Source organism: Noviherbaspirillum soli (assembly GCF_015352955.1).
Lineage (GTDB): Bacteria > Pseudomonadota > Gammaproteobacteria > Burkholderiales > Burkholderiaceae_D > Noviherbaspirillum_A > Noviherbaspirillum_A soli.
This window is the reverse complement of the sequence record NZ_JACYOX010000001.1, coordinates 113,518-140,182: the sequence shown is the minus strand read 5'-3', so window position 1 is coordinate 140,182 and position 26,665 is coordinate 113,518. Positions and strand designations below refer to the sequence as shown.

Genomic DNA, 26,665 nt, shown 5'->3' with positions numbered 1-26,665 from the left:
CCCGGATTTTACTTCAGGCGGATGTCATTCTTGACCGACGTCACGCCTTCGATGCCGCGCGCCACCGTGCCGGCCTTGGCTGCCTCTTCGCGGGTTGCGACGAAGCCGCTCAGCTGTACCGTACCCTGATAGGTCTCGACATTGATTTCGCGCGCCTTGAGCATCGGGTCATTGACCAGCGCTGCCTTGACCTTGGTGGTGATCAGGGCGTCGCCCGCGTATTCCTTGGGCGACTCGGTCTTCGCGCTCTTGGCGAACGGGCCGGAAGCGCAGCCGGTCAGTGCCAGCATGGATGCGGTGAAGACGGCTGCTGCAATGCGTTTGGTGATGGTCATGATGATTTCCTTTGTTTTATTGATGTTTCAAATTCGCCTTCCTGCGAAGGCATCCTCGGTCTTCCGCAATCGCGGAGCTCCCTTTACTCGCTGCGCTGCGCCCGGGCCAGGGTCATGCAGGCCTCCTTCGCAGCGCCAGCCAGGGCGTCACATCTTTCGCGCGCCGCCCTGTAGTAAGCCTTTTTTCTTTCTTCCTTGTCGCGATTGCGCGCCTCGGTCACCCGCAAGTCCGACCTGGCATCGGCAGTGGCAGCCAGGCGTTCCGCCCTTGCCTGCCGCATGCAGCCAGCCTTGGCATCGGCCGGACCGGCCTTGCAGCGTGCAACGGCGACATCATGGTCGGCATCGGCTGCCGCAATGCGGGCATCGGTTCTGGCCTGTGCCGTGTTGCGCCAGTGGGCGACCGCCTCGGCAGTCGCCTTTTTGTACTCGGCCTTCGCCTGGGCCGAACAAAGGGCGCGCGTGGCGCCACGGCTGCCGCTGTCCTGCCTGCAATGCCTTGCATCGGCGACATGGGTGGCGCGTGCCCCCTCCATCGACTCCCGGTACTGCCGCAGGCGCTCGTTGTCGGCCGCGCCGGCTGCAGCGCTCGCCAGCAGCGAGGTGCATGCCAGCACGGCGATGCTGCGCCTGCGTGAATTGCCTTTGCCGGATGAGGTTGCCTTTGCCATATATTCATGCCCGGTGTGTCGCACAGGCCTTTTCGTCATGGCGGCAGTGTCCCGCAATGCCCTGCCGCATTCAGTACGCTAACGAACATAGACGCGCAGGTTTTTGCATCGCTGCAATTGAGCGGCTTGCGGCTGGATGGCAATCCTGCTTCGTACGGCAGCGCACAGACACTCGTCCGCAGCAATCCTATCCTGTGGAGGATCGGGCGTGGTTGACGCGCCTGACCAGGTGCGATTTCTTAACCCGACGGAACCAAGGAGAGAAATAATGAAAATCATCAAGCAGTCCATGGCAGGTATCGTGGTTGTGGCCGCGCTGGTCGGCATCGGCGGTTGCTCGGGCATGTCGCCACAGACCCGCAACACCGCGATCGGCGCCGGCGTTGGCGGCGTTGCCGGCAATGTCCTAACCGGCGGCAGCACGATGGGAACGGTGGGCGGCGCCGCGGTTGGCGGCCTGATCGGCAACCAGGCGAAGTAGGACGGTCCAAACAACGGCGCACGGCATCGAGTTGGCCGCGCGCCGTTGTCATGTCGCATGGCTTGAATCAGATAAAGCCGGAAAGCCTGTCTATGCTTCGGCCAGTTTCTTCACCAGCGCATAACACCCGCACGACGCCATTTCCAGCCCCTGCCGGTTCAGAATCCGTATCTCCCCGCGGCTATAGCTGATCAGCCCGCGCTGTTGCAGGCTGGTAGCCGCCTTGGTAATCCCTACCCGCCGCACCCCCAGAGCCAGGCCCAGGATTTCATGCGTCAGATGCAGGGCATCCGTTTGCACCCGGTCACGCATCATCAGAAGCGATCGCGCAAGGCGTGCTTCGAGCAGATGGAAATGGCTGCAGAACGCAGTCTGGGTCGCCTGCACCATCAGGTCATGGGCATGGCGGGCCACTGCCTGCGCCAGCTCCGGATGCCGGTCCAGAGCCAGGCGAAAGGCGTCGGCCGGCATGCGCAGCGCCATGCCGCCGCGGCGAACCACTGCATGCACCGGCGACACCATGCCGCCCAACGCAACGGCGATGCCCGCCACTCCTTCATCGCCGACCAGCCCGACCTCAAGCGTCATGCGCTGGCTTGCCACGGCCATGAACGCAATGACGGCATCATCGGGGAAGTAGACCTGATCGATCAGCCTGCCCTGCTCGTGCAGCGCGCCGCCGGCATCGAGGGAGACCCAATCCAGCGCGCCTTCTCGCAGCATGGCCTGCAATGCGCCTGCCGGCAGTGCGGCCAGCAGCTGATTGCATGGAACGGCGTCAATATGGGTCATCGGGAGTCATCGGAATTTGTCGGTATCCAACGCGGATCGGCTGATCCAGCGCAAGGAAGCCTGCATGAATGACGTCTAGCGTAGCTTTCTTGCATGTTCCCGTATGTACGCCAACGTACAGTGTCCGGAGCCGGCATCGGTGACAATCTGGCCAGGCTGAGCCACGCGCCAGCTTTCGTCTTACCAAAGAAAAAGGATGCCCTATGCGTAAATTAACGATCTCCATGCTCACTGCCGTCCTCGCCGTCTCGGGTTGCGCGGACATGAACCCGACCCAACGCGGCACTGCCACCGGCGCTGGCGTTGGCGCCGGCCTGGGCGCCGTGCTGGGCGCTGCAACCGGCGGCGGCGGCGGACGCCGCACTGCCACCGGCGCAGTGCTGGGCGGGGCGGCCGGGGCCGTCATCGGCAATGTCTGGTCCGCGCGCATGGAAAACCAGAAGCGGGCGATGGAGCAGGCAACGCGCGGCACCGGCGTGCAGGTAACCCAGACCCAGGACAATCGCCTGAAACTCGACATTCCGAGCGACATTTCCTTCGACACCGGCCGTGCCGACATCAAGTCGAACTTCCGCCCGATCCTCGACCGTTTCGCCAGCGGCCTGGTGGAAAACCAGGCTGCCCAGGTCACCATCATCGGCCATACCGACAGCACCGGCGGCGATGCGCTGAACAACCAGTTGTCGATCGACCGTGCCGCGAGCGCCCGCAATTACCTGGCCAGCCGCGGCGTGGCGCAGCAGCGGGTTGCCATCGAAGGCCGCGGCGAACGGGAGCCGATCGCCTCGAATGACAACGAGGCTGGCCGGGCACGCAACCGCCGGGTCGAGATCTATGTCGCCGAGCCGCAGCAACAGGCGCAGGGTCCGCAGTACCAGCAACCGCAGTACCAGCAACCGCAGTACCAGCAGCCGCAGTACCAGCAGCCGCAATACCAGCAGCCGCAATACCAGCAGCCGCAATACCAGCAGCCGCAGTACCAGCAACCGCAGTACCAGCAACCGCAGTACCAGCCGCGCTGATCATCGCTGACCGCCAGGCCGGCGTGTGCAATTTCAGACGACAGCCCGCGCCGGCCGCCGCCGGAGCGGGCTGTCAATTGTGCTGTGCAAGGTTTGCGGATACTCTATGCAACTCTTTGCAGCCGCCTTGCCCCGCATGCCTTACTCAGACCCCTTTTCAAACCACGCGCCGCTGAACTCACGGCGCCGCTCTCATCAGGCTGCACCTCTCGGGAACCAGATTCAATGCAGATAGCCGTTGTCGGCGGTGGCGTGGCGGGCGTGTGCACCGCCTATTTCCTGGCGGCGGCGGGGCATCAGACCGTCGTTCTCGAGCGCTACAGCAATGTGGCGCTGGAAACCAGCTTCGGCAATGCCGGCCTGATGGCGCCCGGCCATGCCGCGCCATGGGCCGCGCCCGGCATGCCGCAGAAGCTGCTGTCCTACCTGTTCAAGCCGGAGTCCCCGGCGGTGCTCAAGCCCGGCATGAGCCCGACGCTATGGCGCTGGATGCGGCGCTGGCTGGCCGAATGCGATATCGGGCGCTTCCAGGTCAACAAGCTTCGCATGCAGCGCCTGGCGCTCTACAGCAATGAGCTGATGCATCTGCTGCGCGAGCATTACGCCCTGCAGTACGAGCAGACCCGCGGCCTGCTGCAGCTGTTTCGCAGCCAGCATGAACGCGCGCTGGCCCAGCCTTTGCTGGCCCTGCTGGAAGAAGCCGGGCTGCCGCACCATTTGATTCATTCTGACGACGCCCGGCTGATCGAGCCCGCCCTGGCCTACCACACCCCGCTGAATTCGGCGCTGCACCTGCCGGGCGATGAAGCCGGCAATTGCCCGCTGTTTACCCGCCAGCTGCGCGCGATTGCCCAGGAAATGGGCGTGGTGTTCCACTTCGACAGCGCAGTCGACGCGATCGAAACCGACCGCCATGGCGTGACCCTCGCCATCGGCCAGCAGCGCTTTTCTGCCGACGCCGTGGTGATTGCCGCCGGCTACGACAGCTTGCCGCTGCTGCGCCGGCTCGGCATCCGGGTGCCGCTGTATCCGGCCAAGGCCTATTCGGCATCGGTGGCGATCCGCAACTTCGACCAGTCGCCGCTGGCCTCGGTCGCCGACGAGAGCTACAAGGTTTCGGTGACCCGGCTCGGCACCCGCATCAGGGTGGCGGGCACGGTGGAACTCGGTTTCCCGGCGCCCGAACTGCGCGAGGCGGCGCTGCGCACCCTGGTCAAGGTCGGCGAGGACTGGTTTCCCGACGCGGCCAATTACAATGCCTCCAGTTTCTGGAGCGGCGTCTGGCCGATGCTGCCCGACGGCGTGCCGCTGGTAGGCCCGACCGCGCTGCGCAATGTGCATCTCAACATTGGCCATAGCGCATCGGGCTGGGGCATGGCGGCCGGTTCGGGCAAGCTGGTCGCCGACCTGCTCTCGGGACAGACCACGGATATTGATACGGAAGGACTCACACTTGCACGTTATGGATAAGACGGACGTCATTGTTATCGGCGCCGGCGTCGTTGGCCTGGCAGTCGCGCGCGCGCTGGCCCAGGCCGGCCGCGAAGTGATGGTGGTGGAATCGCACCCCGCCATCGGCATGGAAACCAGTTCACGCAACAGCGAGGTCATCCACGCCGGCCTGTACTACCCGAGCGGCAGCCTCAAGGCAGCGCTGTGCGTGACCGGCCGGGATGCGCTGTACGATTACTGCGCCGAACGCGGCATTGCCCATCAGCGCTGCGGCAAGCTGGTGGTGGCAACCACGGCCGCGCAGCATCAGCGCCTGGCTGAAATCGCCGCCCAGGCGCATGCCAACGGCTGCACGGAAGTGCGCATGATCAGCGCCGACGAAGCCAGGGCGATGGAGCCGGCGCTGCAGTGCACCGCCGCCCTGCACTCGCCAATGACAGGCGTGATCGACAGCCACGGCTACATGCTGGCGCTGCAGGGCGACGCCGAACATGCCGGCGCGGTGTTTGCGTTCGCCAGCCAGGTGCTGTCCGGCGAGCGACGCGACGACGGCATCGTGCTGCGCGTGGCCGAGACCGGCGCCGGCAGCGACGACGAAGGCTTCCTGCTGCATGCCCGCACCGTGGTCAACTGCGCCGGCCTGTGGGCGCCGCGCATCGCCCGCAGCATTGCCGGGCTGGATGAAGGCAGCATTCCCCGCGCCTGGTTCGCCAAGGGCAATTATTATTCCCTCGCCGGGCGCGCGCCGTTTTCGCGGCTGATCTACCCGGTGCCCGAGCCAGGCGGCCTGGGCGTGCATCTCACCCTCGACCTGGGCGGCCAGGCGCGCTTCGGTCCCGACGTCGAATGGCTGGAAGACGAGCAGATCGATTACCTGGTCGACCCGGCCCGGGCCGACCGCTTCTATGCCGAGATCCGGGCCTACTGGCCGGCGCTGCCCTCGCATTCGCTGCAGCCGGCCTATGCCGGCATCCGGCCCAAGATCAGCCCGCCGGGCGCGCCCGCCGCCGACTTCCTGTTCGCCTCCCATGGCAGCGGCCATTATCTTGGCCTGTATGGCATCGAGTCGCCCGGCCTGACGGCCTCGCTGGCCATTGCCGACCATGTGCTTGGATTGACCCAGGCATTGTCATGAAGCCGGCGCGCAGCCTCTACGGCGTTGCCCAGGTGCGCGCCATCGAACACGCGGCGCTGGCGGCTGCCCCGGCCGGCGCCCTGATGCGCCGCGCCGGCGCGGCCGCCGCCGGGCTCGCCGTGCGGCTGTTGCCGGCTGGCGGCCGGGTGCTGGCGCTTGCCGGCCCCGGCAACAACGGCGGTGACGCAATGGAGGCGGCCATCCTGCTGGCGGGCCGGGGCTGGCCGGTGACCATCGATTTCCGCGGCAGCCCGTCGTCGCTGTCGGCCGATGCCGCGGATGCGCTGCGCCGGGCGCAGGCGAGTACGGCGCAATTCGCCCCGGCTGATATGGCGGCCGGCTGGGACCTGGTGCTCGATGGCCTGTTCGGCATCGGTCTGGCCCGGCCCATCGCTGGCGACCTGGCTGAACTGGTGCGCGCGGTGAACCGCCTGCGCTGTCCGGTTCTCGCGCTGGATGTGCCCAGCGGTTTGGATGCCGATACCGGCGCCATCGTCGGTCCCGATGGCGTGGCCATTCAGGCCAGCCATACCCTGACATTCATCGCCGACAAGCCGGGCCTGCATACCGCCGATGGCTGCGACCATGCCGGCCTGGTGGATGTGGCCGGCCTGGAGACCGACCCGGCGCTCTTTCCGGCGCCGGCGGCGTGGCTGGCCGGCAGCAACCTGTTTGCGGCAAACCTGCGGCCGCGCCGGCAGAATTCCCATAAGGGCAGCTACGGCGATGTCGCGATCCTCGGTGGCGCCCAGGGCATGTCAGGCGCCGCCATCCTGGCCGCCCGCACCGCCGCGCTCAGCGGCGCAGGCCGGGTTTTCGCAGGCTTCCTGGCCGAGCCGCCCGCCTATGACCCGCCGCATCCGGAAATCATGTGCCGCCGCGCAGCCGACCTCGACCTGGAGCACGCCACCGTGGTCGCCGGCCCCGGACTGGGCAGCAGCGGCCAGGCCCGCTCCATGCTGTCCCAGGTGCTGGCCGGCGCGGCGCCGCTGGTGCTGGACGCGGATGCGCTGAACATGGTGTCCGCCGGCGCCGACCTGCGCAATGGCCTGGTCCGCCGCGGCGGCGCGCTGCTCACGCCGCATCCGCTGGAGGCAGCCCGCCTGCTCGGCTGCAGCGCCGCCCAGGTGCAGGCCGACCGGCTGGCCGCGGCGCGCCGGCTCGCCGCCGACTTTGGCGCGGTGGTGGTGTTGAAAGGCGCTGGCAGCGTGATTGCCCGTCCGGACGGGCTGGTGGTGATCAATGTCACCGGCGGCCCGGCGCTGGCCACCGCAGGTACCGGCGACGTGCTGGCCGGCCTGTGCGGCGCCCTGCTGGCGCAACGTTGGCCGACATGGGAAGCGGCACTGGCGGCGGTATGGCTGCATGGCGCCGCCGCCGACATGCTGGTGGATCAGGGTGTTGGCCCGGTCGGACTGGTGGCCAGCGAACTGCCGCGAACGGTGCGGACCTGCCTCAACCAGCTGATACGCGCAGCGGCTGGTCATTGACCAGCCGGCCGGCCGCAATCGTGATGGTGCGCTCGCACAGTGCGGCAATCGCGGTGTCATGGGTAACCAGCACCAGCGTCGATCCGCGCTCGCGGTTCAGCGCAAACATCAGATCGATCACCGCGTCGCCGGTGGCGGCATCCAGGCTGCCGGTCGGTTCGTCGGCAAACAGCAGCGGCGGCTCGCTGACGAAGGCACGGGCCAGCGCCACCCGCTGCTGTTCGCCGCCTGACATGTATTTCGGATAATGGCCCAGGCGCGCCTTCAGGCCGACGCGCTCCAGCATGGCCCCGGCCCGGGCGCGGGCATCGCGGTCGCCGCGCAATTCCAGCGGCAGCATCACGTTTTCGAGCGCGGTCAGGTGCGCCAGCAGCTGGAATGACTGGAACACGAAGCCCAGCTGCTCCTTGCGCAGGCTGGCGCGGCCGTCCTCGTCCAGCGCATAGATGTCGGCGCCATTGAGCAGCACGGTGCCTTCGGAAGGCGTGTCGAGGCCAGCCAGCAGGCCCAGCAGGGTCGACTTGCCGGACCCCGACGCGCCGACGATGGCAAGCGTGCCGCCCGCCTGCACTGTAAAATTCACATCCTTCAGAATGGTGAGTTCACCAGCCGCATCCGCGACACGCTTGCTCAGGTGGGAAACTTCAATCGCAACTTCGGCATTGATCGGTGCAGGCATGCAGGCAATCTTGGAAAGGATATCGATGGTTGGGAAAATACGGCGCGTCCTGCTGATGGCCGCGCTGCTGTGCGCCTCGGCGAGCGCCTATTCTGCATCAAAAACCCTGCTCGTGCTGGGCGACAGCCTTTCCGCCGAATACGGCCTGGCGCGCGGCAGCGGCTGGGTCGCGCAGCTGGAGAAACGGCTGAAGGCGGAAAACCCGGACGTGCGGGTGGTCAATGCCAGCATCAGCGGCGACACCACCAGCGGCGGCCGCACGCGCCTGCCGGCGCTGCTGGAAAAGCACAAGCCCGATGTGATGGTGCTGGAACTGGGCGCCAATGACGCGCTGCGCGGCCTGCCGGTGGCTTCCACTGAGGACAATCTGCGCGCCATGATCAGCGCCGCCAAGGGCATCCATGCCCGCGTGCTGCTGGTCGGCATGCAGATCCCTCCCAACTATGGCCCGGACTACACCCGCCAGTTTGCCGCGGTGTTCAAGAAGCTCGCCACCGAGCAGAAGGTGCCGCTGGTGCCATTCTTCCTGGAACGGCTGGTGGAACGGCCGGAGCTGTTCCAGAGCGACCGCCTGCATCCCACCGCAGACGCCCAGCCGCTCCTGCTCGACACCGTCTGGCCGCGACTGCAACCCCTGCTCGTAAAGTGATTCAATGAAGTTTCCTGTCCTGCTACCCATTTCCACCGTGCTGCCCGATCTCGGCAGCTACGACACCATCATCGACGTTCGCAGTCCGTCGGAATTCGCCGAGGACCACATCCCTGGCGCCATCAACTGCCCCGTGCTGGACGACGCCGAGCGCGCCGAGATCGGCACCCTGTACAAGCAGGCCAGTCCCTTCGAGGCCAAGAAGAAAGGCGCGGCGCTGGTGGCGCGCAACATCGGCAATCACCTTGAAAGGACGCTGCTGGACAAGCCGCGCGACTGGAAGCCGCTGGTCTACTGCTGGCGCGGCGGCAACCGCAGCGGCGCAATGGCCCACATCCTGGCCAGGGTGGGGTGGCCGGCGGTGCAACTCGATGGCGGCTACAAGGAATACCGGCGCCAGGTGAATCAGGCACTGTCAGAGCTGCCGGCGCGGTTTCGCTTCATCGTGGTATGCGGCACCACAGGCAGCGGCAAGAGCCGCCTCCTGCAGACACTGGCCCGGCATGGCGCGCAGGTGCTGGACCTCGAGCAGCTGGCGGCCCACCGCGGCTCGGTGCTGGGCCACCTGCCCAGCGAACTGCAGCCCAGCCAGAAAATGTTCGAGAGCAGGCTGTGGCATGCGTTGCAGGGCTTCGATCCGTCGCGCCCGGTGTATGTCGAATCGGAAAGCAAGAAAGTCGGCAACCTGCGGGTGCCGGAAGCGCTGATGGAAAAAATCCGTGCCTCGGAATGCGTCTCGGTGCAACTGACCCAGGTTGACCGTGTTGCGCTGCTGATGGAGGACTATGTGCACTTCGTCGAAGCGCCCGAGGCGCTGAATGCCCGCCTGGACTGCCTGGCGATGCTGTACGGCCGGGACAAGATCAGTCATTGGCAGCAGTTGGCGCTGGAAGGGAAGATGCAGCCTCTCGTGGAAGAACTGCTGACCGACCATTATGATCCGGCGTACAACAAGTCCATCCGCCGCAACTTCGGCCGCTTCGGCGATGCCATGGTGCTGGAGATCGCGGGCATTTCGGCACAGGCATTCGACGATGCGGCCGGGACGCTGCTGGCGGCTGACCGGGGCGCGTCCTGACCCGTTTCAGCCGGATGCAGGGCGCCTGAAAAAAGACGCTGAACCAAAGGCGCTCCGGGTGGGCTCCTTGCCATGAGCCCCCCAAAAAAGGCGCGAAACCCTCGGGTTTCGCGCCTTTTTTGTTTTGGTAAGCCTGCCTGCCGGCCGTTCCGCTCCTCTGCCTACTTCTGCCCTTCCGGCTCGCCGGCAGCCGCCGGGGCCGCAGGCGAATTGACCAGCTTGGTCTTGGCGCGCTTCTTCAGCACGTCGATGTAGGCCAGCGTTTCCTGTTGCGACAGCGCGGCGGCAATCTGCTGCTGCTCGGCGGTACGGCGCGCCTCATCGACCTTGGCAGCAGGCGCCAGCTTGTTGATGCGGTACACGCCATAGCCCTGGCCCGGCAATTCCGCGCCGACCACGGCCGGCAGCTTGCTCACGTCCGCCTTCATCACTGCCATGAACGCGCTTTCATCCAGTCCGCCGGCAGCGGTACGCGATACCATCTTGGCTGCGCCGAAGCCGTTGGCGTCGGTCCTGGTCTGCAGCTCGGCCAGGCGGGCCTCGCCCGCCTTCTTCGCCAGCGCCATCGCTTCCTGCTGCAGCACCAGTTCCCTGACCTGCGGCTTCACTTCTTCCAGCGGACGACGCGCCTTGGGCTGGTACGACACGACACGGCCGGCCACCAGGGTATTGGGCGCCACTTCCACTGCCTCGGTATTATGCTTGTTGCGCACCGCTTCGTCGGCGAACAGCGCGGCCAGGAACTTCGCATTGTTGTAAGGGACATCCTTGCCCAGGCCCGGCTTGGGCTCGCGTCCGGTGATCGTTGCGGACTCGATCTTCAGCCCCAGCTTGTCGGCCACCGGCTTCAGGCTGTCGGCCTGCTCATAGACGGTGTTGGAAAAGGTCTCGGCCATCTCGGTGTACTTCTTCGCCGCCAGCTGCTTTTTGATCTCGGCAGCGATCTCGTCCTTCACCTGCTCCAGCGAACGCACGCCGCCCGGCTTGATATCGGTGACCTGGATGATGTGGTAGCCAAACTCGGACTCGACCACGTCGCTGATCTCGCCTTTCTTGAGCTTGTAGGCAGCGTCCTCGAACGGCTTGACCATCATGCCCTTGCCGAAGAAGTCGAGGTCGCCGCCGCGTTCCGCAGAACCCGGGTCCTGCGAGTTTTCCTTGGCCAGCTTGGCGAAGTCGCCCGGGTTCTTGCGCAACTGCGCCAGCAGTGCGTCGGCCTTGGCCTTGGCGGCGCTGCGCTCCTTGGCTGGCGCCTCCTTGGGCGCGGTAATCAGGATGTGGCTGGCGCGACGCTGCTCTTCGGTGGTGTACCGCTTCGCATTCTGCTCGTAGTACGACTTGATGTCGGCATCGCTGACCGACACCTGGCTGGCGATATTGGCCGCGTTCAGCACCACGTATTCGGCCTTCACCTGCTCCGGCGTCTCGAACCGGCTGCCGCTCTTGTCGTAATAGGCCTGCAGCATGTCGTCGGTCACCTTGACCTTGGCGGCATAGTCGGATGCCTTGAACAGCTGCTCCTGCACTTCACGCTGCTGCTCGTTGATCTCCGACAGGCGGGTCGCCAGCGACTTGGGCGCGAACGCGCTGTTCTGCACTGCCGCATTGATCTGCTGCAGCGCCATTTCCTGGCGCAGCTGCGCTTCATACATGGTAGGCGTCATGCCCTGCGCGGCCAGCAGCGCCTTGTAGCGTTCGACGTCGAACTTGCCGTCGGCGGACTGCAGTTCCGGAATCTGCAGGATGCTCTGCTGCAGCGCTGCGTCGGATACGGACAGGTGGTTGCGCGCCGCTTCCACGGCCAGAGCCTTCTGCGCGATCAGGTTGTCGAGCAGGCCCCGGCGCGCTTCGGGGGTATCGAGAATGCGTGGATCGAACTGGGCGCCATAGGCCTGCCGCAGCCGGTCGGCCTGCTGGCGCTGCGCCGCATCCAGTTCTTCCTTGGTGACCTTCTGTCCGCCCACCTTGGCCACGACATTGGTTTCATCGCCCATGCGGGTATAGCTTTCCAGGCCGAGCAGAGCAAATGAAGGAACAATCAGGAGCAGCAGCAGAAACTGCATCAAACGCTGGTGGGTACGGATGAAATCGAACATGGTCTACCGATCACGGACAAATTGCTTGGTGCGCGAAATTCTAGCGCATATGAAAAAAGGCGAACATAAGTTCGCCTTTTTGGTTTTCTGGCGGAGTGGACGGGACTCGAACCCGCGACCCCCGGCGTGACAGGCCGGTATTCTAACCGACTGAACTACCACTCCTTGGTACTGCCGGAAAGCTGAAAGCCTTCCATTCCTGACGTGCTGTTGGTGGGTGCTGAGAGGCTCGAACTCCCGACCTACGCCTTGTAAGGGCGCCGCTCTACCAACTGAGCTAAGCACCCCGATAAAACCGCTATTCGCTGAGCCAGCCAGGTCTTGCCGCTTGTCACCGCGACAAAGGCGGCTAGTTTATCGCATCTTTCAATGCTTTGCCAGGCCTAAATTTCGGCACCTGCGCCGCGGCGATCCTGATCTGGTCGCCGGTGCGAGGATTGCGCCCAGTGCGGGCTGCTCGCTTCCCCACCAAAAACGTGCCAAAGCCGGCCAGCGTCACCGATCCGCTGTCCTTCAGGGTGCTGGTCACCGCTTTCAGCACGGCATCCAGCGCGCGGGTTGCCGTCACCTTTGGTATTTCCGCCGATGCGGCGATATGGTCTATCAGTTCTGTCTTGTTCAATTTCGCTCCTCCATCTCATTATTCCCCTCTGCGATTTTTCGCACGATAAATCGATCATCGAGGATGCAGAAAATCCGCAGCGAGTATTTAACAAGTCGGCCCAGAACGTGTCAAGGATCCAACATTTGCATTTTTACAACGGTCAGCATCTATGTGACGTAAAAAAAATCGCGCTCCGGGGAGCGCGATTTCGGGGCATGCAACAGCTCAGTGCTTCACGACGTTCGGATCAGCCTTGTCGGCCGGCTTGGTCACTGCCGCTTCGGCCATTTCCTCGTCGGAGAGTGGCGTCGGCTGGCGTTCCAGCGCAATTTCAAGCACTTTGTCGATCCAGCGCACCGGCACGATTTCGAGCTTGTTTTTCACGTTGTCCGGAATCTCTGCGAGATCCTTCACGTTCTGCTCGGGAATCAGCACGGTCTTGATGCCGCCACGATGCGCCGCCAGCAGCTTTTCCTTCAGGCCGCCGATCGGCAGAACTTCACCGCGCAGCGTGATCTCGCCGGTCATCGCGACGTCGGCACGCACCGGGATACCGGAGAAAACCGAAACCAGCGCCGTCGTCATCGCGATACCCGCGGAAGGACCATCCTTCGGCGTTGCGCCTTCCGGCACGTGGATATGGATATCGGTCTTCTCGAACACCTCCGGCTTGATGCCCAGCGATTTAGCCCGGCTGCGCACCACAGTGCGAGCGGCCTCGATCGATTCCTTCATCACGTCGCCCAGGGTACCGGTACGTATCACGCCGCCCTTACCCGGCATCGTGATCGCCTCGATCGTCAGCAAATCGCCGCCGACCTCGGTCCATGCGAGTCCAACCACCTGGCCAACCTGGTTTTCCTTCTCGGCCACGCCGAAGTCGAAGCGCCGCACGCCCAGGAACTTGTCGAGGTTAGCGGAATTGACTTCCACCTTGCGCTCGTTCTTGGACAACAGCAGCATCTTCACCACCTTGCGGCAGATCTTGGAGACCTCGCGCTCGAGCGAACGAACGCCGGCTTCCCGGGTGTAGTAACGGATGATGTCGCGGATCGCGTCCTCGGTCACCGTGATCTCGCCGTCCTTCAGGCCGTTGTTCTTGATCTGCTTGGGCAGCAGGTAGCGCTGCGCAATACTGGTCTTCTCGTCCTCGGTATAGCCGGACAGGCGGATGACTTCCATCCGGTCCAGCAGGGCCGGCGGGATGTTGTACGAGTTGGACGTCGCCACGAACATTACGTCCGACAGGTCGAAGTCCACTTCGACGTAGTGGTCGGAGAAGGTGTGGTTCTGTTCCGGATCCAGCACTTCCAGCAGCGCCGACGACGGATCGCCGCGGAAATCCATGCCCAGCTTGTCGATCTCGTCCAGCAGGAACAAGGGATTGCGCACGCCGGTCTTGGACAGGCTCTGCAGGATCTTGCCAGGCATCGAGCCGATGTAAGTCCGGCGATGGCCGCGGATCTCGGCTTCGTCGCGCACGCCGCCGAGCGCCATGCGCACGAACTTGCGGTTCGTCGCGCGGGCGATCGACTGGCCCAGCGAAGTCTTACCCACACCCGGAGGGCCGACGAAGCACAGGATAGGCGCCTTCAGCTTGTCGACGCGCTGTTGCACGGCAAGATATTCCAGGATGCGTTCCTTGACCTTCTCCAGTCCATAGTGATCGTCTTCCAGCACCTTCTCGGCATTGGCGAGGTCATTGTTGACCTTGGACTTCTTCTTCCACGGCAGGCCGATCAGCGTGTCGATGTAGTTGCGCACCACGGTAGCCTCGGCTGACATCGGCGACATCAGCTTGAGCTTCTTGAGTTCGCTCTGCGCCTTCTCGCGGGCTTCCTTGGGCATCTTGGCGAGCACGATCTTCTTCTCGAGCTCTTCCAGGTCCGCGCCCTCTTCGCCTTCGCCCAGTTCCTTCTGGATCGCCTTGACCTGCTCGTTCAGGTAATACTCGCGCTGCGACTTTTCCATCTGGCGCTTGACGCGGCCGCGGATGCGCTTCTCGACCTGCAGGATGTCGAGTTCGCCTTCCAGTTGGCCCAGCAGGTGCTCGTGGCGCTTGGCCACATCGAAGATCTCAAGGATCACCTGCTTCTGTTCCAGCTTCAGCGGCAGATGCGCGGCAATGGTATCGGCCAGGCGGCCGGCGTCGTCGATGCCAGCCAGGGACGTCAGGATCTCGGGCGGGATCTTCTTGTTGAGCTTCACGTACTGGTCGAACTGCTGGACGATGGCGCGGCGCATCGCTTCAACTTCCGCTTCGTCACCCGGCTCGGATTCGACCGGGGTCAGCTCGGCGGTGAAATGGCTGTCGAGTTCAGTGATCTTGTGGATCCGTGCGCGCTGTGCGCCCTCGACCAGCACCTTGACCGTGCCGTCAGGCAGCTTCAGCATTTGAAGAATATTGGCTATGCAGCCGATCTCGTAAATATCCTCGGCAGAGGGCTCATCCTTGGCAGCGGCCTTCTGCGCTGCCAGCATGATGCTCTTGCCTTGCTCCATGGCGGCTTCGAGCGCCTTGATTGATTTTGGACGGCCTACGAACAGCGGTATCACCATATGCGGAAAAACGACGACGTCGCGCAATGGCAGCAGCGGCAGTTGGGTAGGTGCGGTAACAGTAGAAGTAGTCGTCATGGCGGGCCTTATCAAAAATCCTGTTCATGATGTTGGCGCGAGCAGCCGAAACACAAGCCCGGGCATCAACAAAAAACATGCTTAGTTGCAAAACAAATAAAAAAGCCACTCACGTTTTTTATGCGCGGGTGGCTTTGCGATGTAAGCCTGTTTGTGTGTTGACAGGGCGAATTGTAACGGTTCTGCCTAAGAAACAAAGAAAAACCTGGACTTCTTACAGTTTGACGCAAAGGAGTGCGGCCGGCGGCCGCACCCGTGGCGTTACTTGGCGCCCGATACCTTGGGCTGTTCGTGGTAGATCAGAATCGGCTTGGCGCCATTGGTGATGGTGTTTTCATCAATGACAACCTTGGCCACGTTCTGCTCGTTTGGCAGTTCGAACATCACTTCCAGCAGCGCGTGTTCAAGAATGGACCGCAGGCCGCGGGCACCCGTCTTTCGGGCCAGCGCCTTGCGTGCCACCGCATGCAGGGCCGCGGGACGGATTTCCAGTTCTGCGCCTTCCATCTGCAGAAGCTTCGCGTATTGCTTGACAAGCGCATTCTTCGGCTCCAGAAGAATCTGGATCAGGGCCGCTTCATTCAGCTCGCTCAGGGTCGCCACCACGGGCAGACGGCCGACCAGCTCGGGAATCAGGCCGAACTTGATCAGATCCTCGGGTTCCGCTTCCAGCAGCACTTCGCTGGCCGTGCGCTCGGCCTGGCTCTTGACGCTGGCGCCGAAACCGATGCCGCTCTTTTCAGAACGCTCCGAAATCACCTTTGCCAGGCCGTCAAAGGCGCCACCGCAGATGAACAGGATGTTGGTGGTGTCGATCTGCACGAAATCCTGGTTGGGATGCTTGCGGCCGCCCTGCGGCGGCACCGAGGCCATCGTGCCCTCGATCAGCTTCAGCAGCGCCTGCTGCACGCCTTCGCCGGACACGTCGCGGGTGATCGACGGATTGTCAGACTTGCGCGAGATCTTGTCGATTTCGTCGATGTAGACGATGCCGCGCTGCGCCTTGTCGACTTCGTAATTGCAGTTCTGCAGCAGCTTCTGGATGATGTTTTCCACGTCCTCGCCAACATAACCTGCTTCGGTCAGCGTGGTGGCATCGGCAATCACGAACGGCACGTTCAGCATGCGCGCCAGGGTCTGCGCCAACAGCGTCTTGCCCGAGCCGGTGGGACCGACCAGCAGGATGTTGCTCTTGGAAAGCTCAACCTCATCCTTCTTGCCAAGATGCTTCAGGCGCTTGTAGTGGTTGTACACGGCGACTGACAGAATGCGCTTCGCATTTTCCTGGCCGATCACGTACTGGCCCAGCATGTCGAAGATTTCCTGCGGCGTGGGCAGGTCCGATTTCGGACCGGCTACGGTCTCGATGCTCGATGCCTCATCCCGGATGATGTCATTGCACAAATCAATGCATTCGTCGCAGATGAACACCGACGGGCCTGCAATGAGTTTTTTCACTTCATGCTGGCTCTTGCCGCAGAACGAGCAGTACAGCAGTTTTTCACCACTGGAGGACTTTTTATCGGACATGGAAAAAGCTTTGGAAAAAGGGTTCTACGATCTTACCCGCGAATCGAAAAGTCGTCACGAGTCTGCGCAATAAATTGACAATTGAAACATATTGCAAAATTGCACTAAAACAAAACGCCCGGGCATTGCTGGCCAGGGCGTTTTTTCATTCAGTCAGCCGCTGACTCAAGCGCGGCTGCTCAGCACCTTGTCGATCATTCCATAGTCCAGGGCCTGTTCCGCCGACATGAAGTTGTCGCGGTCGGTGTCGCGGCTGATCTGCTCCACCGGACGGCCGGTCTTTTCCGCCAGGATGGCGTTGAGACGTTCGCGCAGATACAGGATTTCCCGTGCCTGGATTTCGATGTCCGCCGCCTGGCCCTGCGCACCGCCCAGGGGCTGGTGAATCATGATGCGCGAATTCGGCAGCGAGAAGCGCTTGCCCTTGGCGCCAGCGGCCAGCAGGAAAGCACCCATCGAGGCAGCCAGGCCGGTACACAGCGTCGACACGTCGGGCTTGATGAACTGCATCGTGTCGTAGATCGCCATGCCGGCCGACACCGAGCCGCCCGGGCTGTTGATGTACAGCGAAATATCCTTGTCAGGATTCTCGCTTTCCAGGAACAGCAGCTGCGCGACGATCAGGTTGGCGGAATGGTCGTTGACCGGGCCCACCAGGAAAATCACGCGCTCCTTCAGCAGACGCGAGTAGATGTCGTAAGCACGCTCGCCGCGGCCGCTCTGCTCGATCACCATCGGCACCATGCCGAGCATCTGTGTATCGAGCGCGCTGTTTCCCATCATGCTAGTAGTCATGTGATTTCCCTCTGAGATCGCACCGGGGACTCAGCCCTGCGCGTTATTAGCCATCAATTCGTCGAAGCTCACCGGCTTGTCGGTGACCTTCGCCTTGCCAAGCACGTAATTGACGACGTTTTCTTCCAATACAAGAGCCTCGACTTCCGACAGGCGACGACGATCGCTGAAATAGTACTTCATCACTTCCTGCGGGTCTTCGTAGCTCTTGGCGAACTCTTCCACCTGGGCCTTGACCTGCTCCGGCGTTGCCTGCAGGTTCTGCTCCTTGACCAAATCAGCCAGGATCAGGCCCAGGCGCACGCGGCGCTCGGCCTGAGCGGTGAACAGCTCGCGCGGGAACGGCATGTCCTTCATGTTCATGCCGCGCTGCTGCATGTCCTGGCGGGTCATTTCCATCAGGCGCTCGACTTCCTGGTCAACCAGGGCCTTGGGCACGTCCAGCTCGACCTGCTTGATCAGCGCATCCATCACGCTGTCCTTGGTCTTGGCCTTGGCGCGGTTCTGGACTTCGCGTTCCAGGTTGGACTTGATGTCGTCGCGCATCTTGTCGAGGTCGCCGTCGGGGATGCCCAGCGACTTGGCGAATTCGGCATCGACTTCGGGCATATGCGCCCATTCCAAATTCTTCAGGGTCACGGTGAACTGGGCGGTCTTGCCGGCCACGTCCTTGCCGTGGTAGTCCTCGGGGAAGTGCAGGTCGAAGGTCTTGGACTCGCCCACTTTCAGGCCGACGGTGGCGGCTTCGAATTCCGGCAGCATGCGGCCTTCGCCGAGCACGAAAGCATAGTCGTCAGCCTTGCCGCCAGGGAATTCCACGTCGTCGATCTTGCCGACGAAGTCGATGGTGACGCGGTCGCCGTTCTGGGCGGTCTGGTCCGCACCGCCGTCGCCGTGCTCGCCCTGCTCGCCCTTGACGTGGTAGTGCACCCGCTGCTTGCGCAGGATGTCGATGGTCTTGTCGATTTCGGCTGGCGAGACTTCGGCCACGGTGCGCTCGATCTCGGCGGCGGACAGGTCGCCGACCTTGACTTCGGGATAAACCTCGAAGGTGGCGTCGAAGGCAACCATGCCTTCCGGTGCGCCTTCCTTAGCTTCGATCTTCGGGAAGCCAGCCACGCGCAACTGGTTCTCGTCGGTCGCTGCGGCAAACGCGCGGCCGACCTTGTCATTGAGCACGTCCGATTCCACCTGATAGCCGTACTGCTGCGCCACCATCTTCATCGGTACCTTGCCAGGCCGGAAACCGGGGGCCTTGGCGGTGCGGGCGCGGAGTTTGAGTTGCTTTTCCACTTCCGCCTGCACATCAGCCAGCGGCAGCGTGATCGTGATGCGACGCTCAAGTTTTTCCAGAGTTTCGACTTCAGTTGCCATGTGAATCGTCCAAAAAATAATCGTTCTGTGGTGCGAGGAGGGGGACTCGAACCCCCACACCATTGCTGGCGTCAGGACCTAAACCTGGTGCGTCTACCAATTTCGCCATCCTCGCGCAAATAGTCCGGTGCAAAAGCAAAGGGCGACCGGGAAGTGCAAGTGGGTCGCCCTGCTGTGCCGTTGCCACCGGCATTCAACTTCAGGCGCGGATTTTACTGGATTTTTCCGGCTGCCGTCGTGATTTTTGACATTATGCCATCGGCTGCGGCCGCTTGACCCTGAACCAGGTGGCGTACAGCGCCGGCAGGAACAGCAGGGTCAGGCCGGTTGCCACGATCAGGCCGCCCATGATGGCCACCGCCATCGGCCCCCAGAACACAGAGCGCGACAGCGGGATCATCGCCAGCACGGCCGCCGCCGCGGTCAGGATGATGGGCCGGAAGCGGCGCACCGCAGACTCCACCACGGCGTTCCAGGGCTCGGCGCCGTCGGCGATGTCCTGCTCGATCTGGTCGATCAGGATCACCGAATTGCGGATGATCATGCCGAACAGCGCGATCACGCCGAGCTGGGCGACGAAGCCGAACGGCCGCTGCAGCAGCAGCAGCGCCATGGCCGCGCCGGTCACGCCCAGCGGACCGGTGAGGAATACCAGCAGCGAGCGCGAGAAGCTGTGCAGCTGCAGCATCAGCAGGGTGAAGATGATGAAGATCACCAGCGGCACATTGGCGGCGATCGAGTCCTGCGCCTTGCCGCTGTCGGCGATGGCGCCGGCCAGCTTGATCTGGTAACCGGCCGGCAGCGTGGCGCGCAACTCGTTCAGCTTGGGGTCGATCTGGTTCGACACCGTCGGCCCCTGTATGCCTTCTACGACGTCAGCCTGCACGGTGATCGCCCATTCCCTGCCCTCGCGCCAGACCACGCCCGGCTCCCAGACGAAATGGGCGCGCGCCAGCTGCGAGATGGTGACCGCCTTGCCGCTGGCGGTCGGAACGCTGGTGCCATTGAGCAGCTCGATGCTGGAACGCTCGTCGACCGGCTGGCGCATCACGATGTCGATCAGCTTGTCGCCCTCGCGGAACTGGCCGATGGTGGTGCCGGACAGGATGGTATTGGCGGTGCGCATGACCGTCTGCGTCGTCACGCCCAGTGCGCGCAGCTTGTCCTGGTCGAGGTCCAGGCGCAGCACCTTGACCGACTCGTTCCAGTTGTCGTTCACGCCCAGCGTATTGGGATTGGCGCGCATGATCTCCTTGACCTTGTCGGCCACCTCGCGCACCTTGCCCACTTCCAGGCCGCTGACCCGGAACTGCACCGGGTAGGGAACGGGCGGGCCATTGGGCAGCAGGCGGACGCGGCCGCGCACTTCCGGGAAGTCGGTCTTGAACAGTTCGGTGATCTTCTGGCGCATCGCCTCGCGGCTCTTCAGGTCCTTGGGCACCACGACCAGTTGCGCGACGTTCGTCTGCGGGAAGATCTGGTCCAGCGGCAGGTAGAAGCGCGGGCTGCCGGTGCCGACGTAGCTGGTGTAGCTGCGTATGCTGTCCTGCTTGGCAAGGAAGGCCTCGAACTTCTTCACCTGGTTTTCGGTGGCGCCGAAGGATGCGCCTTCAGGCAGCCACATCTCTACCATCAGTTCCGGCCGCGACGAGTCGGGGAAGAACTGCTGCTCGATGAAACGGAAACCCAGCACGCCCAGCGCGAAGACCGCCAGCGTGATGGCGATGGTGGTCTTGCGCCATTCGACGCAGCGCGACACCAGGCGCCGGAAGCGGGTGTAGAACGGCGTGTCGAACAACTCGTGGTGGCCGTCGGCATGGGCCGCCGGCTTGACCTTGAGCAGCAGGTAGCCGATGTATGGCGTGAAGATCACGGCCGCCAGCCAGGAGATCAGCAGCGCCAGCGCATTGACCGAGAACATCGAGAAGGTGTATTCGCCGGCGGCCGACTTGGCCAGGCCGATCGGCAGGAAGCCGGCCGCGGTGATCAGCGTACCGGTCAGCATCGGGATCGCCGTGGAGGTATAGGCAAAGGTGGCGGCGTCGAAGCGCGACAGGCCCTCCTCCATTTTGCGCACCATCATCTCCACGGCGATGATGGCGTCATCCACCAAGAGGCCCAGCGCGATGATCAGCGCGCCGAGCGAGATCTTGTGCAGGTCGATGCCAAGGATGCGCATGAACAGGAAGGTCACGGCCAGCACCAGCGGTATGGTCAGCGCCACCACCAGGCCAGGGCGCACGTCCAGCCGCAGGGGCTTGGTATGCAGGCCCAGCGCGACGAAGCTGACCGCCAGCACGATCAGCACCGCCTCGATCAGGGTATGGACGAATTCATTGACCGAGGAGGCAACGGCTTCCGGCTGGTTGGTGACCTGCTGCAGCTCGATGCCCACCGGCAGCTTGGCGCGGATCTCGGCAGTGGCCTTCTGCAGGTTCTTGCCAAGCTCGATGATATTGCCGCCGCGCTCCATTGAAATGCCCAGACCGATCACCTCATGGCCGTTGAAGCGCATCTTGTCCTGCGGCGGCTCGCGGAAGCCGCGCCGCACGGTGGCGAAGTCGCCGAGGCGGAAGTTGCTGCCATTGGCGCGCAGCTGCAGGTTTTCCAGGTCGGCCACCGAATGGAGTGCGCCGCTGACCCTGACCTGCAGATTGTCGCTCGGCGTGACCAGCACGCCGGTGGATTCGACCGCGTTCTGCGCATTGATCTGGGCCACTACGGTCTCGAACGGCACGCCCAGCTGCGAGAAGCGCTTGTGGGAAAACTCGATATAGATCTTCTCTTCCTGCACGCCGTACTGCTCGACCTTGGACACCGACGGCACCTTCAGCAGCTGTTGGCGCACGAAGTCGGCGTAATCCTTGATTTCAGCATAGGTGAAGCCGTCGCCGGAGAGCGCGAAGATGGAGCCGAAGGTGTCGCCGAACTCGTCGTTGAAGAAAGGGCCGACCACGCCGCCGGGCAGCGTGCCGCGGATGTCGCCGATCTTCTTGCGCACCTGGTACCAGGCGTTCTGCACTTCGCGCGGCGGGGTCGATTCGCGCAGGTTCAGAATGATCAGGGTCTCGCCCGGCTTCGAGTAGCTGCTGATGCGGTCGATATAGGGCGTCTCCTGCAGCTTCTTTTCCAGCTTGTCGGTGACCTGGTCGGCCATCTGCAGCGAGGTGGCGCCGGGCCAGTAGGCACGCACGACCATGGCGCGGAAGGTGAATGGCGGATCCTCGTCCTGGCCCAGCCTGCTGTAGCTAAGCACGCCGCCCAGAAGCAGCACCACCATCAGGTAGCGGATCAGCGGTATGTGTTCGAGCGCCCAGCGCGAGAGGTTGAAGCCGCCCTTCATTTGGCGGTCCCAGTGCTGTTCTGGGCTACGGGTTCGGCATCGAGCACGGTGACTTTCTGGCCGGGCTTGAGCAGGTGCACGCCGGCGGTGACGACGACCTGGCCCGGATTGAGTCCGGAGGCAATCAGCATGTCATTGCCGGAGGCGCCGGCAAGCTGGACCGGCGCCAGCCGGACCGTGCCGTTTTCCACCAGCCAGACCGCGCTGGCGCCCTGGTTCTGCACCAATGCCGTCAGCGGCACCTTGAGCATCGGGTTTTCACCATCGGCGCTGAAGGTGACGTAGGCGGTCATACCCAGGCGCACATCCTCCGGCGCCTTGGGCAGGCTGATCTTGGCGGTATAGGTACGGGTGGCGGTATCGGCCACCGGCGACAGCTCGCGCAGCTTGCCGGGCAGCGCCTCATCGGGATTGGCCCAGGTGCGCACCGTCACATCGCTGACCTTGCGCAGCGCATCGACCTGGTCTTCCGGAATGCTGATGACCACTTCCTTCTCGCCCAGCTGCGCCAGCCGCACCACCGGCGTGCCGGCCGACACGACCTGCCCGGTCTCGGCATCGATGCCAGTCACCACGCCGTCGACATCGGCCACCAGGTTGCCGTAGCCGGTCTGGTTGCGCTGGGTGCGCAGCGCCGCCGCGGCCTGGTCGCGGGTGGCGCGGGCGGAGCGGTAGGCGGTTTCCTTCGCATCCAGCACCGCCTGGCTGACGAAATTCTTTTCCCGCAGGTCCTTGTAGCGCGCCAGTTCGGCCTTGGCCAATTCGAGATTGCTCTCGGCCGCGCCCAGCGCGGCATTGGCCTGCGACTGCGCCAGCTGCAAATCCTGCGGATCGAGCTGCATCAGCACCTGGCCGCGCTTGACCATGGCGCCCACGTCGACCTTGCGCGAGACGATCTTGCCGGCGACCCGGAAACCCAGCCGCGATTCGTAACGCGCCCGGATCTCGCCTGAAAACTGCGCCACCGTGCGGGTGCTGGCCGCCGCCATCTTCATCGCCCGCACCGGCCGCACTTCCTCCACCTTTTCCACCGGCTTGGAGCAGCCGGCCAAGGCCAGGCTCAACGCCAGGCCGGCCACGGCAAGATAGGCGCCGGCAGCGCGTCGTGGCGACGTGGTGCGCACATGGTTGAGGTTGGGCACGGTGGATTCCTTTACTATTCGGGGCAAAAAATGCTCCGGCTGCCTCAATGATGAGCGCCGCAGCCTGTCGGCCGGATGATTACTGACTGATGAGTTAGTAATTATAAGGCATTTGGATTTCAGGAAATCGATGTCAGTTGATCACTATGAAAACTTTCCGGTGGCTTCCGTTCTGCTGCCAGCACGGCTGCGCCCTCCGGTGGAGGCAATCTATGCATTTGCCCGGAGCGCTGACGATATCGCCGACGAAGGCGATGCCAGCGCTGACCAGCGGCTGGCATCGCTGCGGGACTATGCGACGCAATTAGACCGCATCGAAGCCGGGCAGTCTGTGGAATCGGCGCTGTTTGTCCGCCTGGCGCAAATGGTCGCTGCCCATGCATTGCCGCTGCAGCCGATGCGCGACCTGCTCTCCGCTTTTCGCCAGGATGTTGTGACCGTGCGCTATGCCACCTATGCGGATCTGCTCGACTACTGCCGGCGCTCCGCCAACCCGGTCGGCGCCCTGATGCTGCATCTGTATGGCGTGCATGATGCGCATAGTCTGCGGCAGTCGGATGCCGTCTGCAGCGCGCTCCAGTTGATCAACTTCTGGCAGGACGTGGCGATCGACTGGGACAAGGGCCGGATTTACCTGCCGCTGGAAGACCTGGCGCGTTTCGGCGTCGAGGAAGCGCAGATCGGCCGGCAGGAAAGCGACGACCGCTGGCGGGCACTGATGCGTTTCGAGGTCGACCGCGCACGTGCGCTGATGCTGTCGGGCGCACCGCTGGCGTGGCGGCTGCGCGGACGGATCGGCTGGGAACTGCGCCTGATCGTGCAGGGCGGGCTGCGCATCCTGGAGCGCATCGAGCAGGCCGACTACGATGTGTTCCGCCGCCGCCCCAGCCTGGGCCGGGCCGATTGGGCGCTGATGCTGGCGCGCGCCCTGGCGCGACGGCCGGGCTGAGCCGGGGTCGCCTTTGCCGTGATTGCGCTCCGGCAGCGCCGCCTTCCGGACCGCCTGCCTGTCTTAAAACCGGGTTCTCGGCTAGCATAGCGGCTTTGCCCGGTTCAGCCGCCCTTCATCCACTTCCCGATTCATGTCACCAGACGACTACTGCCAGCAAAAGGCCGCCCAGAGCGGCTCCAGTTTCTACTACAGCTTTCTGTTCCTGCCAGCGGAGCGGCGCCGTGCGATCACGGCGTTGTACGCATTCTGCCGGGAAGTCGATGACACGGTGGACGAAGCCACTGACGAATCGGTGGCGCGCGCCAAGCTGGCCTGGTGGAGGAAGGAAATCGGCGCCATGCTGTCCGGCGCGCCGACGCACCCGGTGACCAAGGCGCTGGAACCGCACCTGGTGCCCTATTCGCTCGACGGCAAACATCTGCTGGCCATCGTCGACGGCATGGAGATGGACCTGAACCAGACCCGCTACCTCGACTACCCGGCGCTCAAGCGCTATTGCTGGCATGTGGCCGGCGTGGTCGGCATCCTGTCGGCCAGCATCTTCGGCGCCACCCGGCCGCAAACCCTGGAATACGCGGAGCGCCTCGGCCTGGCCTTCCAGCTCACGAATATCATCCGCGATGTCGGGGAAGATGCGCGCAAGGGCCGTATCTACCTGCCGGTCAGCGAGCTGCAGCAGTTCCAGGTCACCGCCGCCGACATCCTCAATGCGCGCCACAGCGACAACTTCGAACAGCTGATGGCCTTCCAGACCGAGCGTGCGAAGAAAACCTATGAAGAGGCGTATGCGCTGCTGCCCGGGGAGGACAGGCGGGCGCAACGGCCGGGCCTGATCATGGCGTCGATCTACCGCACGCTGCTGACTGAAATCGAGGCGGACCGCTTCCATGTGCTGGAGCACAAGATTTCCCTGACGCCGATCCGCAAGCTGTGGCTGGCGTGGAAAACCTATGTGCGCGGCTGAGACTGAGTCTCGCCGCGCCGAACGGCCGGCATGACGGCGCCACGGGTCGCGGTCGTCGGCGGCGGCTGGGCCGGCTGCGCCGCCGCCGTTGCACTGGCGGCACGGGGCGCCAGCGTCACGCTGTATGAAGCGTCACGTACCCTGGGCGGCCGCGCACGGGTGATTTCCAGCCATGGCCGGGCCCTCGACAACGGCCAGCACATCCTGCTCGGCGCCTATGGCGAAACATTGCGGCTGCTGCGGCTGATCGGCGTCAAAGAGAAATCGGTGCTGCTGCGCCTGCCGCTGCAGATGTGTTACCCGGACGGCACGGGCATGACGTTCATCGCGCCGCGCCTGCCGGCGCCATGGCATGTCGGACTTGCCCTCCTCCGCGCGCGCGGCCTGCGTCATGCCGACCGCATGGCGCTGGCGCGCTTTTCCACCGCCGCCCGCTGGATGGGATGGCAACTCAACCAGGACTGCACGGTGGGAGAACTGCTGCAGCGCCACGACCAGACCGACACCCTGGTGCGGCTGATGTGGCGGCCGCTTTGCCTTGCGGCGCTGAACACGCCGCCCGAGCGGGCCTCCGCCAGGATTTTCCTGAATGTGCTGCGCGACAGCCTGGGCGCGCGGCGCAGCGCATCCGACATGCTATTGCCAAGGGTGGACCTGAGCGCCTTGTTTCCGCAGCATGCGGCGATGCACATCGAACGCCATGGCGGGCGGGTCTTGTACGGCGCCAGGGTTGAACGCCTTGAGCGTGGCGAGAGCGGCTGGCGTCTGGGAATGCAGTCACAGGATCAGGCACAAGCGCATGATGCAGTAGTGCTGGCCACCGCGCCTGCCCAGGCCGCCGCCCTGCTCGCCGGGCTGACGCAGGCCAGCGTCGTGCCGGCGTTCGACTGGGAAGCCATCACCACTGTCTACCTTCAATACGCCGCCAGCATCCGCCTGCCACGCATCTTCCTGGCATTGGAGGATGCGCCCGAGGCTGGCCACTGGGGCCAGTTCGTATTCGACCGCGGCCAGTTGAACGCCGCAGACGCCGGCCTGCTGGCGGTCGTGGTCAGCGTCTCCGGCGCCGCGCTGGAACAGGGCAACGAGGCGCTGGCAGCACAGGTTGCGGCGCAACTGGCCCAAGTGCTGCGCATGCCTGCGCTGGCGGCGCCGCAATGGAGCCGGGTGATTTCGGAAAAGCGGGCAACGTTTGCCTGCACGCCCGACCTGCAGCGTCCACCGAACGACATCGGGATCGATGGGCTGGCGCTGGCCGGCGACTACACGGCCAGCGACTATCCGGCCACGCTGGAATCGGCGGTGCGCAGCGGCACCGCAGCGGCGCGCCTGGTGCTGCAGGGCGTGGAAAACGGCCTTCAGGCCTGAATTCGGCCCTTCGCGCTTCCCTACGGTTTGCAGGCGGCGGCGCAGCCGACTGGCTTTTTACTGCAGATCTTTCTCG

General features: G+C 64.0%; 22 protein-coding genes and 3 tRNA genes. 10 read left to right on the top strand and 15 right to left on the bottom strand.

Annotated elements, in window-relative coordinates:
* Window positions 1-8: 8 nt before the first annotated feature.
* Window positions 9-335 (bottom strand): BON domain-containing protein, encoded by a 327-nt coding sequence (locus IGW04_RS00650; RefSeq protein ID WP_194711083.1) that lies wholly within the window; start codon window positions 333-335, stop codon window positions 9-11.
* An 83-nt stretch (window positions 336-418) separates the two neighbouring features.
* Entirely contained in the window at window positions 419-1,006 is a 588-nt protein-coding gene (locus tag IGW04_RS00645; RefSeq protein WP_194711082.1) for a hypothetical protein, read from the bottom strand.
* 268 nt (window positions 1,007-1,274) lie between these two features.
* Between IGW04_RS00645 and IGW04_RS00640 the strand changes: the two genes are divergently transcribed.
* Window positions 1,275-1,487 (top strand): glycine zipper 2TM domain-containing protein, encoded by a 213-nt coding sequence (locus IGW04_RS00640; RefSeq protein WP_194711081.1) that lies wholly within the window; start codon window positions 1,275-1,277, stop codon window positions 1,485-1,487.
* A gap of 90 nt (window positions 1,488-1,577) precedes the next feature.
* Here IGW04_RS00640 and IGW04_RS00635 read toward each other — a convergent pair whose 3' ends face one another.
* The gene (locus tag IGW04_RS00635) at window positions 1,578-2,279 is read right to left on the bottom strand and encodes a Crp/Fnr family transcriptional regulator (protein ID WP_194711080.1); all 702 of its coding nucleotides are present in this window, start codon (window positions 2,277-2,279) and stop codon (window positions 1,578-1,580) included.
* A gap of 203 nt (window positions 2,280-2,482) precedes the next feature.
* Between IGW04_RS00635 and IGW04_RS00630 the strand changes: the two genes are divergently transcribed.
* The 4 genes from IGW04_RS00630 (at window position 2,483) to IGW04_RS00615 (ending at window position 7,378) form a co-directional block, all read left to right on the top strand.
* The gene (locus IGW04_RS00630; RefSeq protein ID WP_194711079.1) at window positions 2,483-3,301 is read left to right on the top strand and encodes an OmpA family protein; all 819 of its coding nucleotides are present in this window, start codon (window positions 2,483-2,485) and stop codon (window positions 3,299-3,301) included.
* Window positions 3,302-3,526: 225 nt separating this feature from the next.
* Window positions 3,527-4,771 (top strand): D-amino acid dehydrogenase, encoded by a 1,245-nt coding sequence (locus tag IGW04_RS00625; RefSeq protein ID WP_194711078.1) that lies wholly within the window; start codon window positions 3,527-3,529, stop codon window positions 4,769-4,771.
* The gene (locus tag IGW04_RS00620) at window positions 4,764-5,888 is read left to right on the top strand and encodes an NAD(P)/FAD-dependent oxidoreductase (protein WP_194711077.1); all 1,125 of its coding nucleotides are present in this window, start codon (window positions 4,764-4,766) and stop codon (window positions 5,886-5,888) included. The genes IGW04_RS00625 and IGW04_RS00620 overlap by 8 nt, the downstream gene beginning before the upstream one ends.
* Window positions 5,885-7,378 (top strand): NAD(P)H-hydrate dehydratase, encoded by a 1,494-nt coding sequence (locus IGW04_RS00615; protein WP_194711076.1) that lies wholly within the window; start codon window positions 5,885-5,887, stop codon window positions 7,376-7,378. Before IGW04_RS00620 ends, IGW04_RS00615 begins: the two co-directional genes overlap by 4 nt.
* Here the strand turns inward: IGW04_RS00615 and IGW04_RS00610 are convergent.
* Window positions 7,344-8,057: an ABC transporter ATP-binding protein gene (locus IGW04_RS00610; RefSeq protein ID WP_228526722.1), complete on the bottom strand. Its 714-nt coding sequence runs from the start codon at window positions 8,055-8,057 to the stop codon at window positions 7,344-7,346. The two genes, IGW04_RS00615 and IGW04_RS00610, sit on opposite strands and share 35 nt — an antisense overlap.
* Before the next feature lie 25 nt (window positions 8,058-8,082).
* Between IGW04_RS00610 and IGW04_RS00605 the strand changes: the two genes are divergently transcribed.
* The gene (locus IGW04_RS00605; protein ID WP_323744787.1) at window positions 8,083-8,706 is read left to right on the top strand and encodes an arylesterase; all 624 of its coding nucleotides are present in this window, start codon (window positions 8,083-8,085) and stop codon (window positions 8,704-8,706) included.
* 4 nt (window positions 8,707-8,710) lie between these two features.
* Window positions 8,711-9,784, top strand: coding sequence for a tRNA 2-selenouridine(34) synthase MnmH (mnmH, locus tag IGW04_RS00600; RefSeq protein WP_194711074.1), 1,074 nt, complete (start codon window positions 8,711-8,713; stop codon window positions 9,782-9,784).
* Window positions 9,785-9,945: 161 nt separating this feature from the next.
* Here mnmH and IGW04_RS00595 read toward each other — a convergent pair whose 3' ends face one another.
* The 11 genes from IGW04_RS00595 to IGW04_RS00545 form a co-directional block, all read right to left on the bottom strand.
* The gene (locus IGW04_RS00595) at window positions 9,946-11,880 is read right to left on the bottom strand and encodes a SurA N-terminal domain-containing protein (RefSeq protein WP_194711073.1); all 1,935 of its coding nucleotides are present in this window, start codon (window positions 11,878-11,880) and stop codon (window positions 9,946-9,948) included.
* An 88-nt stretch (window positions 11,881-11,968) separates the two neighbouring features.
* A tRNA-Asp gene (locus tag IGW04_RS00590) sits at window positions 11,969-12,045 on the bottom strand.
* Window positions 12,046-12,091: 46 nt separating this feature from the next.
* Window positions 12,092-12,167 (bottom strand) — tRNA-Val (locus tag IGW04_RS00585).
* A gap of 62 nt (window positions 12,168-12,229) precedes the next feature.
* On the bottom strand, window positions 12,230-12,502 hold the full coding sequence (locus tag IGW04_RS00580; protein ID WP_194711072.1) for an HU family DNA-binding protein: 273 nt from the start codon (window positions 12,500-12,502) through the stop codon (window positions 12,230-12,232).
* A gap of 207 nt (window positions 12,503-12,709) precedes the next feature.
* Window positions 12,710-15,121 carry an endopeptidase La gene (gene lon / locus IGW04_RS00575; RefSeq protein WP_194711071.1) on the bottom strand — a complete coding sequence of 804 codons (2,412 nt, stop codon included), beginning with the start codon at window positions 15,119-15,121 and terminating at the stop codon, window positions 12,710-12,712.
* A gap of 261 nt (window positions 15,122-15,382) precedes the next feature.
* Window positions 15,383-16,651, bottom strand: coding sequence for an ATP-dependent Clp protease ATP-binding subunit ClpX (clpX, locus tag IGW04_RS00570; protein ID WP_194711070.1), 1,269 nt, complete (start codon window positions 16,649-16,651; stop codon window positions 15,383-15,385).
* A gap of 165 nt (window positions 16,652-16,816) precedes the next feature.
* Entirely contained in the window at window positions 16,817-17,446 is a 630-nt protein-coding gene (gene clpP, locus IGW04_RS00565; protein WP_323744786.1) for an ATP-dependent Clp endopeptidase proteolytic subunit ClpP, read from the bottom strand.
* 30 nt (window positions 17,447-17,476) lie between these two features.
* Entirely contained in the window at window positions 17,477-18,820 is a 1,344-nt protein-coding gene (gene tig / locus IGW04_RS00560; RefSeq protein WP_194711069.1) for a trigger factor, read from the bottom strand.
* Between the two features lie 28 nt (window positions 18,821-18,848).
* Window positions 18,849-18,935: transfer RNA gene (locus tag IGW04_RS00555), tRNA-Leu, on the bottom strand.
* A gap of 135 nt (window positions 18,936-19,070) precedes the next feature.
* Window positions 19,071-22,163, bottom strand: a complete 3,093-nt coding sequence (locus tag IGW04_RS00550; RefSeq protein ID WP_194711068.1) for an efflux RND transporter permease subunit — start codon at window positions 22,161-22,163, stop codon at window positions 19,071-19,073.
* Window positions 22,160-23,332, bottom strand: a complete 1,173-nt coding sequence (locus IGW04_RS00545) for an efflux RND transporter periplasmic adaptor subunit (RefSeq protein WP_228526721.1) — start codon at window positions 23,330-23,332, stop codon at window positions 22,160-22,162. The genes IGW04_RS00550 and IGW04_RS00545 overlap by 4 nt, the downstream gene beginning before the upstream one ends.
* Window positions 23,333-23,435: 103 nt before the next feature.
* Between IGW04_RS00545 and hpnC the strand changes: the two genes are divergently transcribed.
* From hpnC to hpnE, 3 genes are all read left to right on the top strand, one after another.
* Entirely contained in the window at window positions 23,436-24,254 is an 819-nt protein-coding gene (hpnC, locus tag IGW04_RS00540) for a squalene synthase HpnC (protein ID WP_194711067.1), read from the top strand.
* Between the two features lie 133 nt (window positions 24,255-24,387).
* A complete protein-coding gene (gene hpnD / locus IGW04_RS00535) occupies window positions 24,388-25,221 on the top strand; it encodes a presqualene diphosphate synthase HpnD (protein ID WP_194711066.1) in 834 nt (277 codons plus the stop codon).
* A gap of 30 nt (window positions 25,222-25,251) precedes the next feature.
* Window positions 25,252-26,589: a hydroxysqualene dehydroxylase HpnE gene (hpnE, locus tag IGW04_RS00530; protein WP_194711065.1), complete on the top strand. Its 1,338-nt coding sequence runs from the start codon at window positions 25,252-25,254 to the stop codon at window positions 26,587-26,589.
* Window positions 26,590-26,665 lie beyond the last annotated feature (76 nt).